This window comes from uncultured Mailhella sp. (assembly GCF_944324995.1).
Classification (GTDB): Bacteria; Desulfobacterota; Desulfovibrionia; order Desulfovibrionales; family Desulfovibrionaceae; genus Mailhella.
Genome location: NZ_CALUYL010000030.1, coordinates 1 through 18,752, shown reverse-complemented (window position 1 = coordinate 18,752; position 18,752 = coordinate 1). Strand labels below are relative to the sequence as shown.

The following is an 18,752-nucleotide window of genomic DNA, read 5'->3' as shown; positions in this document are numbered from 1 at the left end:
GGAGACACCATGAACGCTCCTCAGAACGACACCCCCATTCTTCGCGCGGAACACTTCACCAAATATCTTACCGGACGAAAAATCCTCGACGACTGCTCCATCAGCATGCGTCCGGGCGACGTCAAAGTGCTCATCGGCCCGTCCGGCGCGGGCAAGAGCACCTTTCTGCAGTGCATCAACTGCCTGCTCGAACCCGATCAGGGCGAAATCTGGCTCGGCGACCGCAAGGTCGATTTCAAGAACACCAGAGAACTCTACGACCTGCGTCAGCACGTGGGCATGATCTTTCAGGAATTCAACCTCTTCGATCACCTCACCGCCGAACGCAACGTCGCCCTCGCCCTGCGCAAGGTGCGCGGCATGAGCCGCGCCGACGCCCTCGAACGCGCTCACGTGGAACTCGCCCGCGTGGGCCTCGAAGACAAGGCCAAGCTCTATCCCGCCCAGCTCTCCGGCGGTCAGAAGCAGCGCGTCGCCATCGCCCGCGCCCTGGCCATGGATCCCACCATTCTGCTGCTCGACGAACCCACCTCCGCCCTCGATCCCGAACTCGTGGGCGAAGTGCTTACCGTCATCCGCGATCTCGCGGCCCACGGCATGCCCATGATCATGGTCACCCATCAGATGGAATTCGCCCGCGCCGTGGCTACCGAAATCCTCTTCATGGAGGCCGGCAAAGTCATCGAACAGGGCTCCCCCGAAGAACTGCTCGCTCCCGGAGCCCAGACCCGCACCCAGGACTTCTGCACCCGCCTCTTTGAACTTTGCGGCGAAGCCGAACCCGCCCCGGAGGCTCAGAACTGATCATGTTCGACTTTCTCGATCCCACCTTCCTCACCACCCGCGTCATGCCCTACCTCGACCGCGGCCTCATGATGAGCCTCCAGCTCATTGTTCCCGCCTCGCTCATAGGGGGCTTCATCGGCGTGGTCATGGGCGTCATGCGCGTGTTCGGCACCCCCTGGATGCGCCGCGGCACCGACGCCGTGGTGGCCGTCATACGCGGCGTGCCCCTCACCGTGCAGCTCATGATCCTCTATTTCGGCCTGCCCAGCCTCCCCGGCGTGAAAATCTATCTTTCCCCCTACGCCGCCGCCCTCATCGGCTTCATCGTGTGTACGGCCTCCTATCAGTCGGAATACGTGCGCGGCGCCCTGCTTTCCATCCGGCAGGGGCAGATCAAGGCCGCGCAAGCCCTCGGCATGACAAGGTGGCAGACCATCTGGTCCGTCATCGTGCCCCAGGCCGTGCGCCGCGCCCTGCCCGGCTGCGGCAATGAAATCATCTATCTCATCAAATATTCCTCGCTGGCGTACATCGTCACCTGCATCGAACTCACCGGCGAAGCCAAAGTGCTCGTCTCCCGCACCTTCCGTCCCACGGAAGTCTATCTCGTGGCCGCCTGCTACTACCTCGTCATGGTGAGCGCCGCCACCTGGCTCCTCGCCAGGCTCGAAAAGAAGCTGTCCATTCCCGGATTCGGCGCACAAAAATAGCGGCGCGGCAAGCTTCCGCGGCTCTTTGCCCCGCCTCGCCGATTCCCGCCGAGCTTCGCCGCGCCGCCCGGCTCGCTCCGGCCCGGTTCACGACTGCCCGGTCGTGCCTGTCCGGTTCGCTCCGCACCGAGGCTCCGGCGGCTGCTCAGGCAACGGCGCGCTCAGGCAACGCGCCCCCTTGAAGAGAGACGCCTCCCGCGCTACCATGGTTCCTTGCGGTGAAACACGCCGTCAACTTCTACCCCCAAGACGCATGACCTCACTCGATCGTATCCGTAATTTCTGCATCATCGCCCACATCGACCACGGCAAGTCCACCCTCGCCGACCGCATCCTTGAATACACCGGTCTGGTGAGCGCCCGCGAGGCCCGCGATCAGTACCTCGACAAAATGGATCTCGAACGCGAGCGCGGCATCACCATCAAGGCGCAGACCGTGCGCATTCCCTACACCGACAAGGACGGCACCGAGTACGTGCTGAACCTCATCGACACCCCCGGCCACGTGGACTTCGGCTATGAGGTGTCGCGCTCCCTCGCCGCCTGCGAAGGCGCGCTGCTCGTGGTGGACGCCACCCAGGGCGTGGAAGCCCAGACCCTCGCCAACGTCTACATGGCGCTCGATCACAATCACGAAATCGTGCCCATTCTCAACAAGATAGACCTGCCGAGCGCCGACCCCGACCGCGTGCGCCAGGAAATCGAAGACACCATCGGCCTCGACTGCACCGATTCCGTGGACGTTTCCGCCAAAACCGGCCTCAACATCGACAAGGTGCTCGACGCCATCGTGCATCGGCTGCCCGCGCCCAAAGGCGACCGCAGCGCGCCGCTCAAGGCCCTCATCTTCGATTCCTGGTACGACAGCTATCAGGGCGTGGTGGTGCTCTTCCGCGTCATGGAGGGCACCCTCAAGCTCGGCGACATGATTCACCTCATGGCCGGCAATCGCGATTATGAAGTGGTGCGTCTCGGCGTGTTCTCCCCCGGCGTGGTGGACGTGAAGGAACTCGCCGCCGGCGAAGTGGGCTTCCTGTGCGCCAACATCAAGGAACTCGGCCACGCCCGCGTGGGCGACACCATCACCCTGCGCGACAACCCCGCCGACGAGCCCGTGCCCGGCTTCAAGGAAGTCAAGCCCATGGTGTTCTGCGGCCTCTACCCCACCGACGCCGCCGACTACGAAAACCTCAAGACCGCGCTCGAAAAGCTCCAGCTCAACGACGCCGCCTTCTCCTACGAGCCCGAAACCTCTTCGGCCCTCGGCTTCGGCTTCCGCTGCGGCTTCCTCGGCCTGCTCCACATGGAAATCATCCAGGAGCGCCTCGAACGCGAATTCCAGGTGGAACTCATCGCCACCGCGCCGTCCGTCATCTACAAGGTGGACACCACCGACGGCAAAACCCTCACCATCGACAACCCCGCCAAGTTCCCCGACGGCTCCAAAATCAAGGCCCTCTACGAACCCTACGTGCGCATGGACATCCACGTTCCCACCGAATTCGTGGGCAACGTGCTCAAGCTCTGCGAAGAAAAACGCGGCATCCAGAAGAATCTCGGATTCATTACCACCAACCGCGCCGTCATCACCTACGACCTGCCCTTCGCGGAAATCGTGTTCGACTTCTTCGACAAGCTCAAATCCGGAACCCGCGGCTACGCCTCCATGGACTATACCCCCATCGACTACCGCGAATCCAACCTCGTCAAGCTCGACATCCTGCTGAACGGCGCCCCCGTGGACGCCCTCGCCGTCATCGTTCACAAGGACAACGCCTATCCCTACGGCCGCGCCCTCGCCCTCAAACTCAAACGCACCATCCCGCGCCAGATGTTCGAGGTCGCCATCCAGGCCGCCATCGGCAATAAGGTCATCGCCCGCGAAACCGTCTCCGCCTACCGCAAGGACGTGCTCGCCAAATGCTACGGCGGCGACATCACCCGTAAACGCAAACTCCTCGAAAAACAGAAGGAAGGCAAAAAACGCATGAAACGCATGGGCAACGTCGAACTGCCCCAGGAAGCCTTCCTCGCCGCCCTCAAAGTCGGCGACGACGGGGGGAAGTAAGAGAGAAATTCGGCGGGGGAAGGAGAAAACCCTTTTGAAAAAGGGCTTTTCTCCTTCCCCCGCACCCCCATCCTCTTTCCGAAAACTTTTTATTTTTCAGTACCTGGGGCGCAGGCGTCGCGGCCCGCTTCCAGCAACGTCCCGTCAAACGCTCCGTTCAAGCCCCTCCCTCAGTGCGCGGTCTCCCCGGCTTCTTCCCTTCCCCGCCGGATCAATCCGCAGCCGCGCAGGCAGCTTCCGCGCTTTCCCTCAGGCCGCCGCTTCTCCGGTCAGACGCCCCATTCCGAAACACTGCGTTGCAGAAGGCTCTCATGAACGACATTCGCATCCGCACGGCAACCGCGGCCGACGTTCCGGCCATGCTGAACATCTACGCGCCCTACGTGCAGAACACGGCCATCAGCTTTGAGTACGATGTGCCCACCCTTCAGGACTTTGAAGGAAGACTCGCCCACACCCTCGCCCGCTATCCGTGGCTCGTCGCCGAACAGAACGGCTCCATTCTCGGCTACGCCTACGCCTCGGCCTTCCACCCGCGCAAGGCCTACCAGTGGTGCGCCGAAGCCTCCATCTACCTGGCCCGGAACGAACGCGGCCGCGGCCTCGGAGCCATGCTCTACAACCGCCTTGAATCCCTGCTGCAAAAACAGGGAATCCTGCTGCTCTACGCCTGCATCGCCCGCCCGCCCAAGGAGGACGAACACCTCACCCTCGCCAGCATCCATTTCCATACCCGCATGGGCTTCCATACCGTGGGCGAGTTCCCCCGCTGCGGCTTCAAGTTCAACCGCTGGTACGACATGGTCTGGATGGAAAAACGCCTCGCCGAACCCTCCGACCCCCCGCAGCCCTTCACCCCGTTTTCGGAAATAGAAGATTAGGAAGAAAGAGAGAGAGGGGGAGAGATGCGGGGGAAGGAGGAAACCCTTTTGAAAAAGGGCTTTCCTCCTTCCCCCGCACCCCCATCCTCCTTCCTAAAACTTTTATTTATGGGCGCTGCCTTCCCCACCAGCGTCCCCGAACATTCCTCCATCAGCGGGCCTCTTTCGCCGGATACTTCCTTTTCCCTTCAATTTTCCAATGTCATCCGCACTCCCCGGAGCGTTGACAACGCGCTGAGGTGCGCTTTGTGCTGTTTGAACCTCCGCGCCGAAAACAGGCGCAAAGAAGTTGTGATTGCGGGAAAAAGAGGAAACCCTTTTGAAAAAGGGCTTTCCTCCTTCCCCCGCACCCCCATCCTCCTTCCTAAAACTTTTATTTATGGGCGCTGCCTTCCCCACCAGCGTCCCCGGACATTCCTCCATCAGCGGGCCTCTTTCGCCGGATACTTCTCCCCCAACATCTGAAAATCTATTCCTTTGACACGCCTGTCCGGCGCAGGCCGGACAGGCGTCGGCCACCGCAGGTGGGGCGGCATGCGGGCGCCCGGAGTCCGCCACGTCCCGTTTGCGCAAGACACGCCGTTCGGCCTGCGGGACTTGTACGACGGGCATTGCGTTTAACGGCGGGAATGAATCCCGCCTGCTTATGCCCGTCGGCGCGACCGTCTGAAGACAGGTCGCGGGCCCCCTAGCGTTGGGAGACGGCCTTCCGGTCTGCATGTGCGAACCTGCCTCGATGTTCCCTCCAAAACATCTGGAAATCTCTTCCTTTGACACGACTGTCCGGCGAAGGCCGGACAGGAGTCGGCCACCGCAGGTGGGTCCGACAGGACACACCTGCACTGAGTCCGCAGACCGAACAACGCCCGCCAAGCACCCCGCCCTCTGCAGTCATGACCTTTCTGCACGGCCTCAGTTATAGGCAACTCGCTTTGCCTGCACACTCCCTCCCCGCCGAGGGCGAAGCCGTCGGCGGAAACAGGGGGGCGCGGGGGGAATTATTTCCCCCGCCTGCCTTTCCTGCCTTTCCTGCCTTTCCTGCCTTTCCTGCCTTTCCTGTCTTTCCGAGCGAAAAAAACGCGGACCGGGGCGAGCCGATCCGCGCTGGTTGCGGTGTATGGTGTGTGGGTGTCAGCGTCGGATGCTGACGAGGTAGAGTCTGCCGACGGCGATGAGGAGCAGGAGGGTATCGGGTCCCCAGGCGGCCATGAAGGGAGGGAGGGTTCCGCGCTGGCCCAGGGATTCGCCGAACATGGTGAGGGCGTACATGATGAAGGTACCCGCCATGCTGATGGCCACGGCGATGTAGATATTGGGGAAGCGGGACACGATGGCAGCGCCGAGCACGGCCATGACCACGAGGGAGGCGGCGTAGGCGATTTTTCCGTGCCACACGGTGCGCAGGCCGTCCACGTTGGAGCCCGCCGCGCCGAGCTGGCTGATGGCGTCGCCGAGCTGCCAGAGCGGGAGCTGCTGCAGGTTGTTGGATTCCGTAGAGAAGAAGAGTTCCGGATCCTGATGCAGGGGCAGTTCCAGGCGGGGAAGGTTTTCTCTCTGGTAGGTATCGGGATAGAGGCGCACGGCGTTGGCGGCCACCCATCCGTTTTCGCTGCCCTTCACGCGGGGGGCGCGCACGATGACGTCCACGTCGGAGCCGCCGTCACGGACGTGGAAGGCGGAGAAGCCGGAGCCTTCGCCGTCGGCTCTGAGGGTTTTCACGGACACGGTCCAGCCGTTTTCCATGAACCACACGTCGTCGAGGGTACGATCGTCGAGATTTTTCTTGCGCACCTCTTCCTGCCATATCTGCTGGGAATAGCGTTCGCCCTGCACGGCGAGCAGCTGCGAGCAGCAGAACTGCACGACGCCCCAGAACACGCCGCACATGACCAGAATGACGGCCACGGTGGCAAAGGAAATGCCGCCGGCGTGGAGGGCCGTGAGTTCGCGGCTTCCGCCCATGAGGCAGAGGGTGACCACCGTGGCCAGCAGGAACACGGCGGGCAGGATCTGCGCGATGATGGAAGGCAGGCGAACGCCGAAGTACTGGAGCACCAGACCTATGCCGGAACCCGCTTCAATGAAGATGTCCACGCGTTCCACGATGTCGGTGAGCAGGTAGATGCCCACGCCGAGGCCCATGATGAGCAGCAGCAGGCGGGCGTGCCGCAGGAAGATGTATCGGAAAAGCAGGCTCATGCCTCGGCCCCCTTCTTCTTTTTGCGGCTCTTGCGGGAATTCCAGTATTCGGTGATGCGCGGCATGCGTTCCTGCGCGGCGAGCCGCAGGCCGTAGAGGCCCATCAGCAGAAAGACCGCGTTGGGAACCCACAGGCCGATGGCCGGATCAAGATCGCCGCTTTCGCCGAGACTGATGCCCAGCATGAGCAGACTGTAATACACGAGGAACAGAAGCAGCGCCATGAGCACGCCTGTCTGCTGCTTGAGGCCCTGAAACGACGTGGCAATGGGTATGACGAAGATGCACAGCACCACGCAGGCAATGGGAAACACGTGACGCTTGTGCCGTTCCACCACGATTTTGCGGGCCATGCGCGGATCGGTCTTCTGGAGCTCGCGTTCGTTCTGGGTGTCGTAGAGGCGGGCCCATGTGTATTCCTTGGGCTTGACCGGGCCCATGTCCACGCCCTGGAACAGAGAGTCGAAGCTCAGGCGCACGGCGTATTCCTGAAAGCCCATGACCGAGAGCGCATTATCCTTTTCGGTGTAGCTGCGGCCGTTCTTGAGCAGAAAGATGAGTTCGCCGTTTTCGTAGTCGGCGTCGAGGCTGCCGTCGGGGGCAAGAATGGTCATGGTGGTGTCGGCGGCGCGCCGGTCTTCCACCATCACGCCGGCCATGGTGCCGGTGACGGGATCCACCTTGCGCGCAAACATGACCATGTTGGGCACGTCCTTGTTGAACACGCCGGGCTGCACCACCACACGGGCGCTGCTGCTCGCGATGTCCAGCACCTCGGAACGAAAATGTCCCATGCCCCAGGCCTGCCAGTACACGGAAATCCAGAAGCCGAACAGCGCGCAGAGCACGGAAAAGAGGAGCGGCGCGGGCAGCATCTGATACAGGCTCACGCCGCCGGCCTTGAGGGCGACGAGTTCCCTGTCTGTGCTCATGCGCAAAAAGGTGAGGAAAACCGCCAGCATGCAGGCGATGGGGCAGATGATGAGCAGAAAGAACGGGCTCAGATATCCGAACAGGCGCAGGGTATCCCAGATGCTCAGCTCAAGACCGAGGAGCATGTCGCGCAGCTGGAGAGCGCGGCCCATGAGGATGAACAGCAGGAGCACGGCCATGGACAGAAAAAACGTCTTGGCGTGCTCCAGGAACAGGCGTCGCTGGAGAAGATTCATGCGACGCCCTCGTCGGACTTGAGCGAAAGCAGTCTTTCCAGCGCCTCCTGATCGAGGGGCGAAAGATTGAAGCGCGCGCCGGCGCTGTCCAGAAGCTCGGCGGCGTCCGCGCCGGGGCAGTCGCGTCTGCGTTCCAGAATATAGGCAAGGGCGCGGCGTATCAGTTCTTCGTGCTGCATAACGGTGGCCATAGGCGTCTCCCCATGCGTCAGTCTTCGGCCGCGGCGGGACGCCGCAGCGGAACCGACCCATGATAACCCTTTTCGGAAAAATGATGAAGCGGGAAAAGCCCCTCTTCCCCGGCGGAAAAAACTCCGCGCTGAAGGACATCCGGGAAGCGGACCTGCACATGCCGGAAGCCTCGCACTGCGGGAGTCCGGGCCCGGGGCGCGCACGGCCCGCGCAGGAACATTGCCGCCCGCGTTCCGCCTGCGTCGTCGGCGTCCGACTCTTCCCGAAACGCGGATGAGGCCTCGCCGCAAAGCGCACCTGACGCCCGAACGCCGGATGCCGCACGCCGGGCATTTGCGCCGCGCGAAAGCGCCTTCCGCCGCCCGGGCATCCCACGCGGGAGAGGCTCAAGGCAGCGCAGAGAGCGGAGCACCAAGGCTGTCTCAGCGCCGCCCGCGCACGACCTGCGCCGGGCCGTCGCCGCCGGACTCTCCTGCGGGGACGGATGCGCGGCCCGCCTGCGCGGAAGCCCTCCGGCTGGGGGAAGAGGCAGTGCTCTGCGCGAAGCCATCGCAAAGCGCCGGTCGTGAAATTTCCCGGAAGCCCGCGCCTCGCGACGGGACGAAAAATCCTCCGCCCTGCGAGGCTCCGAAGCCGGGGCAGCTCCGCGAAAAAAAGGCCCCTTTGAACGGCTCACATCCTGCGGACAGGATGCTCCCGCCGAAGGGCGATCAGACAGGCCCCCGCCGACAACACGCCGGACGTCCGAGGGGCGTTTCCGCCCGCGTCTGCCGACAACGGAGCAAGGCAGGAAAACTGCGCGGGGGCATCGGCTTTTTTGCAAGGCCGACGCCCGGGCGCAGACTCGCCCGCGGCCGAGGGGATGCGCCCCTCATGCCGAGGCGAGTCGGCCCCGCCTCCGAGGGCATGCCCGGAAGACGGGGCATCCGAGTGCCGAAATCAGTCCAGCACCACCATCTCGTTGGGCTCGATCACCAGCGGACGGCAGGTCGGAGCAAATTCCTTCAGCGATTCCACGAACAGATCGGCGTTCTGCGCCAGCACCGGGAAGGTGCGGTAGTGCATGGGCATGGCCACGGGCGCGCCGAGCAGGCCCGCCGCCTTGGCGGCCAGCCTGCCGTCCATAGTGAACACGCCGCCGATGGGCAGCAGCGCAAGATCAAGATTGAAGCGGTCGGCAATGAGCGTCATGTCGCCGAACAGGCCGGTGTCGCCGGCGTGGTACACGGTGTGTCCGCCCGGCATTTCCACCACGTAGCCCACAGGAGAGCCCATGGCCGCGGAATGGAACGCCTGCGTCATGGTGAGCTTGGTTCCCTTGAATTCCAGCGTGCCGTCCACGTTGCCGCCCATGCCGTAGTTGATGATCTGACCTTCCGGCACGCCGCGTTCGCGGAAGTAGCCCACAAGGTCAGCGATGCAGTACAGCATGGCTCCGGTGGTGCGCACGATTTCCACGGTCTGACCCATGTGATCGCCGTGATCGTGCGTCAGGGCCACAATGTCGGGACGGGGAATCTCGCGCCAGTCGGGCGCAAAGCGATTGCCTTCAAAAAACGGATCGAAAAGAACGGACACGCCGTTTTCACTGAGCATGACGTTGGAATGGCCATACCAGGTAATATGCAGCTGAGACATGATTCCTCCACGGGTAAGGGGGAAAGGGAAGAAGCAACTTCCCGAGGACTCCTCCGCAAAAACGAAGGGGACGGAAACGGTTTTTTCCTTTTAATATCACCTCGGCTCACGGTCAAGCCGTAAGCGGCCCCCGAGCCTTGACAAAAATCCCGACGCCGGGCAACTCTCGAAGGGCTTCGCAGCGCACGGAGTTCATCTCCGGGCCGCGCCGCTTTCGAGCGGCCCTGCCGCGACGCAAGGAGTTCGCCATGCGCCCAGTTCTTCCCCTGCTTCTCACGCTTCTGCTCTGCCTTCCCCTTTCCGCCCGCGCCTTCGACGACGGGGTGGATTCCCTCAAGTTTTCCGCGCCCGACGGCTTCACCGAACTTACCGATCGCGAGTCCGACCTTTTTCTCGACACCGAAAAAAACGCCGTGCGTCACGGTCGGCTCGTGAAGATGTATCTGCCGCAGTACATGGCGCATCAGTACCGCTACGGCAGCCGCGACGCCGTCACAAGGCAGGTGCTCATCTGCGCCCTGGAAGGCCAGAACCGCCCCCTGGAACAGAAGGACGCCGAGCTGCTGGCCCGCTCCACGGAAGGACTTTTCATCGGCTTTTCGCGCATACCGCGCAGCCGCACCGACACCCCGGCGCAGGAGCTGGAAAACCGTCAGAAGGCCCTCGAACGCGCGCTCTCCACGGGCACGCCCCTGCTGGTGGATTCCGTGCGCACGTCGAGCGCTTTTTTGTACACCAGTCTCATCCACTTTAATATGATGGAACGCGGCCCCAAGAGCTGGCTTTCCACGGCCGTGGCCACCGCCGTGGTTCCCGTGAAGGACACCGTGCTCTTCGTCACCGTCAGCTCCATTCTCGGCAACGACGCCCCCGAACCCCACCTCGACTGGGTGAAGGAAACCGCCACCGCCTTCGCCGACATGATCGTGCGCGGCAACAAGCCCGAAAAAAAATAATCCCGCACGGACACGAGTCGTTCCCGGCAAGCCGTCGCGGCGACGGCCTTTTCGACGACGGCCCCCCGGCGGACGCCTCTTCCGCGAGCAGACGGAGCCCCGTCCAACGGACGAAATTCCCGTGAAAGACGCCCCGCAGCGATGGCCCCGCCCCTCTGCCGCAAAGAAAGCTTCCGCGCGCGCCCACCGCTCCGCAAAAAAACTCCCGCCGGGCGGACGCGCCACCCCTTCAACAGACGAGTTTTTTCCCGCAGACGCCCTCCCTCACGCAAAGGAACTCCCCTCTTCTCCGCGCGACGACTGCTCTTCCGCGTCCCCGCCGCAGAATCGTCTCCCCTCGCAGGCCAGTCCTGCCGTATTCTCCCTTGCGTGCCTGACGGTCGAGAAGCCCCCTCTCAGACAACTCCCCCCGCCCGCAGAGGCAGCGCGACGCCCGCCTCACGCTGCCGCCTCTTCCGCGCAACGCCTTTCCCGCCGCAGCTCCCTCTGCCGCCAAAAAATCCCCCGCGGGCAGCCCCGCCCCGCTCTGCCGCCCCTCTCCCGTCCCGGTTTCCCCGCCGCCGACAATGTCCCGCGCACGCCGCCCGGAAAACACTTGCCTTGCAGGGAAAAATAGGATAGACACCACAAGTTACACATAATGCACACATCGGCAGCGGCCAGGGTTCCCGGAGACGAAGGGCGTCAACGGGTGAAGGGCCAGGGGTCGATGTGGAAGACAAACCCTTTTTTCTCAAGGAGAATTACCATGGCTTACGTCAGCATGAAACAGATGCTGGAAACCGGCGTGCATTTCGGTCATCAGACCCGTCGCTGGAACCCCAAGATGCGCCCCTTCATCTTCGGCGCCCGCAACGGCATCCATATCATCGACCTCCAGCAGACTGTGAAGCTGTTCCGCACCGCCCATGACAAGATCGTGGAAACCGTGGCCAACGGCGGCAAGGTGCTCTTCATCGGCACCAAGCGCCAGGCTCAGGAAGCCGTGGCCGCCGAAGCCTCCCGCGCCGGTCAGCCCTACGTGACCAACCGCTGGATGGGCGGCACCCTCACCAACTTCGTGACCATTCAGAAGAGCATCGAACGTCTGAAGAAGCTCGAAGCCATGTTCGCCGACGGTTCCGTGAACCGCTATCAGAAGAAGGAAATCCTCAGCTTCCAGCGCGAGCTCGACAAGCTGAATCTGACCCTCGGCGGCATCAAGGACATGGACAGCCTTCCCCAGCTCGTGTTCATCATCGACCCGCATCGTGAAGAGATCGCCGTGAAGGAATGCCGCAAGCTCGGCATCCCGATCGTGGCCGTCACCGACACCAACTGCGATCCCGACGTCATCGACTACATCATTCCCGGCAACGACGACGCCATCCGCGCCATCAAGCTGTTCGTGAACGCCATGGCCGAAGCCTGCCTCGAAGGCGCCGCCCAGAGCAAGGAAGTGGCCGATCCCGAAGCTGCCATGCAGAAGGCCGCCGAAACGGCCGAAGCCGCTGAATAACCCCTTTTATTTGCAAGGAGCATAACAATGGCTATTACCGCTGCCATGGTGAAGGAGCTGCGCGACAAGACCGGCGCCGGCATGATGGATTGCAAGAAGGCTCTCACCGAATGTGAAGCCGACGTGGAAAAGGCGCTCGACTGGCTGCGTCAGAAGGGCCTGTCCAAGGCCGCCAAGCGCGCCGACCGCGCCACCTCCGAAGGCGTGATCGCCTCCGCCACCAGCGCCGACGGCAAGGTTTCCGCCATCGTTGAAGTGATGACCGAAACCGACTTCGTGGCCCGCGGCGAAAAGTTCCAGGACTTCGCCAAGCACGTGGCCCAGGAAGTGGCCGCGAACAACCCCGAAAACCTCGACGCCTTCCAGGACAGCATGAACGAGCTGGCCGCCTCCACCGGCGAAAAGACCGTGCTCGGCCGCTTCGTGCGCATGAGCATTGAAGGCGAAGGCGTCATCGGCACCTACGTGCATTCCAACGGCAAGCTCGCCGTGCTCGTCGAAGTGGACACCGACAAGCCCGCCGACGCCACCGTGGCCGAATTCGCCAAGAACGTGGCCATGCAGATTGCCGCTTCCAACCCCCTCGCCCTCGACGCCGACAGCCTCGATCCCGCGCTGCTCGAACGCGAACGCGAAGTGTATCGTCAGAAGGCCCTTGCCGAAGGCAAGCCCGAGAAGATCATCGACAAGATCGCCGAAGGCGCCGTGAAGAAGTACTGCAAGGAAGTCTGCCTGCTCGATCAGCCCTACATCCGCGACGACAAGATGACCGTGCAGGATCTCCTGAAGGCCACCGCCAAGGCCGCCGGCTGCTCCATCAAGGTCAGCAAGTTCGTCCGCATCCAGCTCGGCGCGTAATCGGGCCCGTCTTCGCGACTTTTATGGAAAAGTCGCGCTGCCGAGCTTGAATCCGACAAGAGTTCAGGATACAAGGGGAGAGAACATTCTCTCCCCTTTTTTATGCCCTTTTTACGGATCGCCTCATGGAAGCTCCCGTACGACTTACCGCCCTCATCATTACCCTGAACGGCGAACGCCTGCTGGGAAAGTGTCTCGAATCCCTTTCCTTCTGCGACCGCGTGCTCATTGTGGATTCCTTCAGCTCCGACAGGACGGAAGACATCGCCCGCGCACACGGGGCCATCTTCATCCAGAACAAGTGGCCGGGCAACGCCAAGCAGATACGCTACGGCATCGACTGGCTCGCCGCCAACGCTCCCACCGAATGGGTGCTCATGCTCGACTGCGACGAAATCATCTCGCCGGAGCTGAAAAAAAGCATTCTTGCCGCGCTGGAGAATCCCGGCGACAAGAGCGCCTTTTCCATGCCCCGCCGCACCTGGTACTTCGACAGATTCCTGAAGCACGGCGGCTGCTATCCCGACAGGCTGTTCCGTCTGTTCCGGCCGGACGCCATCCGCATTGAGAACAGCGGCGCGCATCAGAAGTTCGTGCCCGCCGGCCCCTGGGGCGATCTCGACGGCGACATGCTGCACTACACCTACTGCAGCTTCCAAAATCAGCTCGACAAGCTCAACGACTATGCCGAACGCGGCGCGCGCGATCTCGAAGCGCAGGGCCGCAAGGGCGGCGTGCTCGTCGGCCTCGGCCACGGTCTGTGGCGCTTTGTCGACATGTATGTGCGCAAGCTCGGCCTTCTCGACGGCCGGGCGGGCTTTCTCATGGCCGCGCACACGGCGTTCTACACGTTTCTCAAATATGTCCGCATTCACGAAGGAGGCTGGGGTGCGCCCTACGATCACGGCCTGCCCGAGGCGGACGATTCCCGACACCCTGATTCCACAAGAGGATGACGATGAGCGAACTCAAATACCGGCGCGTGCTGCTCAAGCTGAGCGGCGAAGCTCTGGCCGGTGAAAAAGGCAGCGGCATAGATCCCGACACCGTACACAGCATCTGCAAGGAGATCGCCGACGTCGCCAAGCTGGGCGTGCAGCTCGCGCTGGTCATCGGCGGCGGCAACATTTTCCGGGGGCTGTCCACCTCGGCCAAGGGCATGGATCGCTCCAACGCCGACTACATCGGCATGCTTGCCACCGTCATGAACGCGGTGGCGGTGCAGGACGCCCTCGAAAAAATGGACTGCCCCACGCGCGTGCTTTCGGCCATCGACATCCGCGAGCTTTGCGAACCCTACATTCATCGTCGCGCCATTCGCCACATGGAAAAGGGCCGCATCATCATCTGCGCGGCGGGCACGGGCAATCCCTATTTCACCACCGACACGGCGGCGGCCCTGCGCGGCACGGAACTCAAGTGCGACGCCATCATCAAGGCCACCAAGGTGGACGGCGTGTACGACAAGGACCCCATGAAATACAGCGACGCGGTACGCTTCGATCAGCTCTCCTACGATGAGACGCTGCGCCGCCACCTCAAGGTCATGGACGCCACGGCCATTACGCTGGCGCAGGAAAACAGCGTGCCCGTCATTGTGTGCAGCATGTTCGGCGGGCACATCAAACGCGTTGTCTGCGGCGAAGCGGCAGGCACCATTGTAAAGGGAGAATAATATGGATATCGAGACCTTGCAGCTCGACGCCGAAGAACGCATGGAAAAGGCCCTCGTCGCGCTCGACCGCGACTTCGGCAAACTGCGCACCGGCCGCGCCACCACGAGCCTTGTGGACAACATCAAGGTTGACTACTACGGCACGCTCACGCCCATTCAGCAGCTCGCCTCTGTGGCCGTGCCCGACAGCCGCACCGTCACCATTCAGCCCTGGGACCGCAATGCCTTCTCCCCGGTGGAAAAGGCCATTCTGAAGTCCGACCTCGGCCTCACCCCCATGAACGACGGCCGCATCATCCGCATCACGGTGCCGCCGCTCACGGAAGAGCGTCGCCGCGAGCTCACCAAGGTGAGCAAGAAGTACACCGAAGACGCCAAAGTGGCGCTGCGCAACATCCGCCGCGACGTCAACGACGCCCTCAAGAAGCTCGAAAAGGATAAGGAAATCTCCGCCGACGAGCTCAAGAAGGCCATGGACGACGTGCAGAAGCTCACCGACGCCTTCGTGAAGAAGGCCGACGCCAAGGCTCAGGCCAAGGAAAAGGAAATCATGGAAATCTGACCCGACGAAGTCCGCCGACGCATCGAAAAACAAGGCGTCGTGCGGACTTCGACGGGCGGAAATCCTGTGCGGAAGAGCCGGGCGGCATGGTCCGGCCCGGCTTTTCGACATCATGGATGGCGCATGGAAGATCAACTGCCGCAGCACATTGCGGTCATCATGGACGGAAACGGCCGCTGGGCGAAGGAACGCGGTCTGCCCCGCTCGCAGGGACACCTCGCCGGCGTGGACGCCGTGCGTACCCTGGTGCGCGAATGTCGGAACAGGGGCATAGGCTACGTGACCGTGTACGCCTTTTCCAAGGAAAACTGGCGGCGGCCCGAAAAGGAAGTCAGCTTTCTGTTCGAGCTGTTTCTGCGCTTCATACGCGAAGAGATGCCCGAACTCATGGCGCAGGACATCCGCCTCGACTTCATAGGCGACAAGAAGGATCTGCCCTTTGCCGTGCGTCAGGCTCTCGACTACGCGCTCAGAAAAACCGCGTCCAACCGAGGCATGGTGTTCACGCTGGCCATCAGCTATTCCGGCCGGGAAGAAATTCTTCAGGCCGCGCGCCGCGCCATTGCCGACGGGCTGCGCCCCGAAGAGCTCGACGAAGAAACGTTCCGCTCCTACCTCTACGCGCCGAACACGCCCGATCCGGATCTCGTCATACGCACCAGCGGGGAAGAGCGTCTCAGCAATTTCCTGCTCTTCCAGAGCGCCTACGCCGAATTCTATTTCAGCCCCGTGCTCTGGCCGGACTTCGGTCCGGAAGAACTCAACAAGGCCCTCGGCAGCTACGCCGGACGCACCCGCCGCTTCGGCAGAACCAGCGAGCAGCTCCACTCGGCTACAGAAGGAAAATGCTATGAATGACAAGTTTCGCGCCGCGGGACTCGGCCTGCGGCTCATCACCGCCGCCGTGCTCGCCGTCGTGCTCATTGCGGCATGGGTCATGGGCGGATGGTACGTTTCCGGCCTGGTCGCGCTGCTCTCCCTCGTGGGGCTGGGCGAATTTCTCTTCCTGTTCCAGCCCTCCGGCGGATGGGGCATGAAAATCCTCGGCCTCGTGCTCGGCCTCGTCTTTCTCGCCGCAAGCGCCTTCTCTCTTCCGTCCGAGCCCGCGCTCGCCGTGTGCGCCATGCTTGCCGCCATCTACGCCCTCGTCGCATGGAGCCGCGAAAAATCGCTGGATCCGCTGCGCCGCGCCGCAGTCATGATCTGCGGCGTGTTCTACATTCCTCTGCTGCTCGCCCCGGCCATGCACTTCACCCGCTGGGAACAGCTCTTCGTCGTGCTGCTGCCCGCCGCTTCCGACATGGCCGCCTACTTCGCCGGCGTGAGCTTCGGCAAACATCCCATCTGGCCCGGCGTCAGCCCCAAGAAAAGCATGGAAGGCTCCATTGCCGGCCTTCTGGCCTCCATCGTCGTGGCCTGCGGCATGGGCCTCGCCCTCGGCAGCGCCCCCCTCTGGGCCTTTGCCGCCCTCGGCGCGGGCATGGGCATCATGGCGCAGCTTGGCGACTTCTTTGAATCCGCCCTGAAGCGCGCCGTCAACGTCAAGGATTCCAGCCACCTGCTGCCCGGTCACGGCGGCGTGCTCGACAGGCTCGACAGCATTTCCTTCTGCGTGGGAACCTACGCCGCCGCCTCGGCCCTGTATCCGTTCTTCGCCCAGGCCGCCCAGTAGTCAGGCAGACGGCAACTCTTTCCGGCGTTTTCCGGCCCGTTCGGAAAACGCCTGCCCTTTTTTCGGCAGCGCCCCCCCGCGCCGACCTTTCCAACAAGCGCTCTTTCATGAAGTACATCAGCAAGATTCCCGGCGAACTCGACGCCCTGCCCTTTCCCCGCCGCGTGGCCCTCATGGGCTGCACCGGCTCCATAGGCACCAGCACCCTGCGCGTGCTGGACGCCTGGCGCGACTCCGGCCGCTTCGAGGTGCGCGCGCTCGCCGCAGGAAGAAACATCGCCCTGCTCGCGAAGCAGGCGGAAGCCTGGCGTCCCCCCTGCCTCGCCGTGCTGGAAAAGGACGGCCCCCACGGCGTGGACGCCCTCGCCGCCCTGCTTCCTTCCTCCTACCGGCCCGAAATAGTCTGGGGGCAGGAAGGCTACGCCGCCCTCGCCGCCCTCGACGACGTGGACATGGTGCTCTCCGCCCAGGTGGGCGCAGCGGGCCTGCGCGCCACCGTGGCCGCCGCCGCGGCAGGCAAGACCATCTGCCTCGCCAACAAGGAATCGCTGGTGCTCGCGGGCGATCTCATCCGCAACATCTGCCGCCGCACCGGTGCGGTCATCCTCCCCGTGGACTCCGAACACTTCGCCCTGTTCGAGGGCATGGTCGGCCGCGGCGAAAACGACATCGCCCGCCTTGTGCTCACGGCTTCGGGCGGCCCCTTCCGCACCAAAGACGCCGCATTTCTCAAAAACGTCCGCCCCGAAGACGCCCTCAAACATCCCAACTGGTCCATGGGCGCAAAAATCACCATTGATTCCGCAACACTCATGAACAAAGGGCTGGAAATCATCGAGGCTTGCCACCTCTATCACATGCCCGCGCGCGACGTCGTGGTGGTGGTGCATCCGCAGTCCATCGTGCATTCGCTCGTGGAACTCGCCGACGGAGCCCTCATGGGACATTTCGCCGTGCCGGACATGCGCGTGCCTATTGCCGACTGCCTTTCCTGGCCTTATCTTCCTGACGGAAGAGTCACGGGCATCCGGCCTCTCGATCTCGCCAAAATCGGCACCCTCACCTTCGAGGAGCCGCGTCTCGACCTCTTCCCCTGCCTCGATCTGGCGCGCCGCGCCCTGGCCCAGGGCCACACCGTGGAGCTCAACGCCGCCAACGAAGTGGCCGTGGCGCGCTTCCTTGCCGGAGACATCGGCTTCACCGACATCCCGGCTCTGGTGCGCGACATGCTCGACGACGCCTCCGACAGGCAGAACTTCGACCTCGACGACGGCCCCCTTGCTCCGCAGGCGGCCCGCGCCGTGGAGGCCGTGGAACAAACCGACAGCGCCACCCGCCGCAAGGCGGAAGCCTGGCGGCCCTGACCACGAACGTTCCCCCGCAGAGCGAGGCGCATACCCGCCCTGCGGTCGCGCCGGAACATCGCCTGCGGCGCAAACAGCACTGCGCTCCCGCCGCAGTCCGTTCAACCTCAACGGAGCGGACACTCTCCGCCCCATCGGGAAACCATGCAGTCACTACTCCATTATCTTTCCTACTGGGATGCCGCCCTCGCCGTGGTGCTGGTGTTCGGCGGACTCATCTTCTTTCATGAACTCGGCCATTTTCTCGCCTTCCGCGCGTTCAAGGTAGGCGTCATCACCTTTTCCATCGGCATGGGGCCGAAGCTGTGCAGCTTCAAGCGCGGCAAAACCGAATATCGGCTCTCCTGGCTGCCCTTCGGCGGCTACGTGTCGGGCGTGGGCGAGTACAGCAACGAAGTGGAAAGCCTCGGCTTCACCCAGGAAGAGGCCGTGAACAACAGACCCGCCTGGCAGCGGCTCATCATTGCCTTTGCCGGGCCGTTCATGAACCTCGTCATCGCCTGGATCATCTACTGGGGCCTCAC

Annotated in this window: 18 protein-coding genes; 14 read left to right on the top strand and 4 right to left on the bottom strand. The window is 63.1% G+C overall.

The features are described 5' to 3' along the window. Positions 1–9 precede the first annotated feature (9 nt). The 4 genes from Q0K02_RS11005 to Q0K02_RS10990 all read left to right on the top strand — a co-directional run bounded on the left by Q0K02_RS11005 (position 10) and on the right by Q0K02_RS10990 (position 4,445). Positions 10–804: an amino acid ABC transporter ATP-binding protein gene (locus Q0K02_RS11005; protein WP_294488735.1), complete on the top strand. Its 795-nt coding sequence runs from the start codon at positions 10–12 to the stop codon at positions 802–804. A 2-nt stretch (positions 805–806) separates the two neighbouring features. Next, the gene (locus Q0K02_RS11000) at positions 807–1,496 is read left to right on the top strand and encodes an amino acid ABC transporter permease (RefSeq protein WP_294488732.1); all 690 of its coding nucleotides are present in this window, start codon (positions 807–809) and stop codon (positions 1,494–1,496) included. A gap of 253 nt (positions 1,497–1,749) precedes the next feature. Next, positions 1,750–3,564 (top strand): translation elongation factor 4, encoded by a 1,815-nt coding sequence (gene lepA / locus Q0K02_RS10995; protein ID WP_294488729.1) that lies wholly within the window; start codon positions 1,750–1,752, stop codon positions 3,562–3,564. 311 nt (positions 3,565–3,875) lie between these two features. After that, complete coding sequence (locus tag Q0K02_RS10990) at positions 3,876–4,445, top strand: GNAT family N-acetyltransferase (RefSeq protein ID WP_294488726.1); 570 nt, start codon at positions 3,876–3,878, stop codon at positions 4,443–4,445. 1,131 nt (positions 4,446–5,576) lie between these two features. Here the strand turns inward: Q0K02_RS10990 and Q0K02_RS10985 are convergent. The 4 genes from Q0K02_RS10985 to Q0K02_RS10970 form a co-directional block, all read right to left on the bottom strand. Further along, on the bottom strand, positions 5,577–6,644 hold the full coding sequence (locus Q0K02_RS10985; RefSeq protein WP_294488723.1) for an LptF/LptG family permease: 1,068 nt from the start codon (positions 6,642–6,644) through the stop codon (positions 5,577–5,579). Then, positions 6,641–7,813, bottom strand: a complete 1,173-nt coding sequence (lptF, locus tag Q0K02_RS10980) for an LPS export ABC transporter permease LptF (protein WP_294488720.1) — start codon at positions 7,811–7,813, stop codon at positions 6,641–6,643. The genes Q0K02_RS10985 and lptF overlap by 4 nt, the downstream gene beginning before the upstream one ends. Beyond that, a complete protein-coding gene (locus Q0K02_RS10975) occupies positions 7,810–8,004 on the bottom strand; it encodes a hypothetical protein (protein ID WP_294488718.1) in 195 nt (64 codons plus the stop codon). Before Q0K02_RS10975 ends, lptF begins: the two co-directional genes overlap by 4 nt. Before the next feature lie 940 nt (positions 8,005–8,944). Continuing rightward, positions 8,945–9,643: a metal-dependent hydrolase gene (locus tag Q0K02_RS10970; RefSeq protein ID WP_294488716.1), complete on the bottom strand. Its 699-nt coding sequence runs from the start codon at positions 9,641–9,643 to the stop codon at positions 8,945–8,947. A gap of 248 nt (positions 9,644–9,891) precedes the next feature. Here Q0K02_RS10970 and Q0K02_RS10965 point away from each other — a divergent pair, with 248 nt between their 5' ends. From Q0K02_RS10965 to Q0K02_RS10920, 10 genes are all read left to right on the top strand, one after another. Beyond that, a complete protein-coding gene (locus Q0K02_RS10965) occupies positions 9,892–10,599 on the top strand; it encodes a hypothetical protein (protein ID WP_294488714.1) in 708 nt (235 codons plus the stop codon). Between the two features lie 748 nt (positions 10,600–11,347). Further along, on the top strand, positions 11,348–12,097 hold the full coding sequence (gene rpsB, locus Q0K02_RS10960; RefSeq protein WP_294488711.1) for a 30S ribosomal protein S2: 750 nt from the start codon (positions 11,348–11,350) through the stop codon (positions 12,095–12,097). Between the two features lie 27 nt (positions 12,098–12,124). After that, positions 12,125–12,955, top strand: coding sequence for a translation elongation factor Ts (gene tsf, locus Q0K02_RS10955; RefSeq protein WP_294488708.1), 831 nt, complete (start codon positions 12,125–12,127; stop codon positions 12,953–12,955). A 125-nt stretch (positions 12,956–13,080) separates the two neighbouring features. Further along, positions 13,081–13,911 (top strand): glycosyltransferase family 2 protein, encoded by an 831-nt coding sequence (locus Q0K02_RS10950; RefSeq protein ID WP_294488705.1) that lies wholly within the window; start codon positions 13,081–13,083, stop codon positions 13,909–13,911. Between the two features lie 2 nt (positions 13,912–13,913). After that, entirely contained in the window at positions 13,914–14,630 is a 717-nt protein-coding gene (gene pyrH, locus Q0K02_RS10945; protein WP_294488701.1) for a UMP kinase, read from the top strand. Between the two features lies 1 nt (position 14,631). After that, positions 14,632–15,192, top strand: a complete 561-nt coding sequence (gene frr / locus Q0K02_RS10940; protein WP_294488697.1) for a ribosome recycling factor — start codon at positions 14,632–14,634, stop codon at positions 15,190–15,192. A gap of 123 nt (positions 15,193–15,315) precedes the next feature. Then, positions 15,316–16,050: a polyprenyl diphosphate synthase gene (uppS, locus tag Q0K02_RS10935; protein ID WP_294488695.1), complete on the top strand. Its 735-nt coding sequence runs from the start codon at positions 15,316–15,318 to the stop codon at positions 16,048–16,050. Further along, positions 16,043–16,864, top strand: a complete 822-nt coding sequence (locus tag Q0K02_RS10930; protein WP_294488693.1) for a phosphatidate cytidylyltransferase — start codon at positions 16,043–16,045, stop codon at positions 16,862–16,864. The genes uppS and Q0K02_RS10930 overlap by 8 nt, the downstream gene beginning before the upstream one ends. Positions 16,865–16,971: 107 nt before the next feature. Continuing rightward, positions 16,972–18,228, top strand: coding sequence for a 1-deoxy-D-xylulose-5-phosphate reductoisomerase (gene dxr, locus Q0K02_RS10925; RefSeq protein WP_294488689.1), 1,257 nt, complete (start codon positions 16,972–16,974; stop codon positions 18,226–18,228). Between the two features lie 144 nt (positions 18,229–18,372). Then, the coding region (locus tag Q0K02_RS10920) for a site-2 protease family protein (protein WP_294488685.1) at positions 18,373–18,752 on the top strand (380 nt) is incomplete at its 3' end.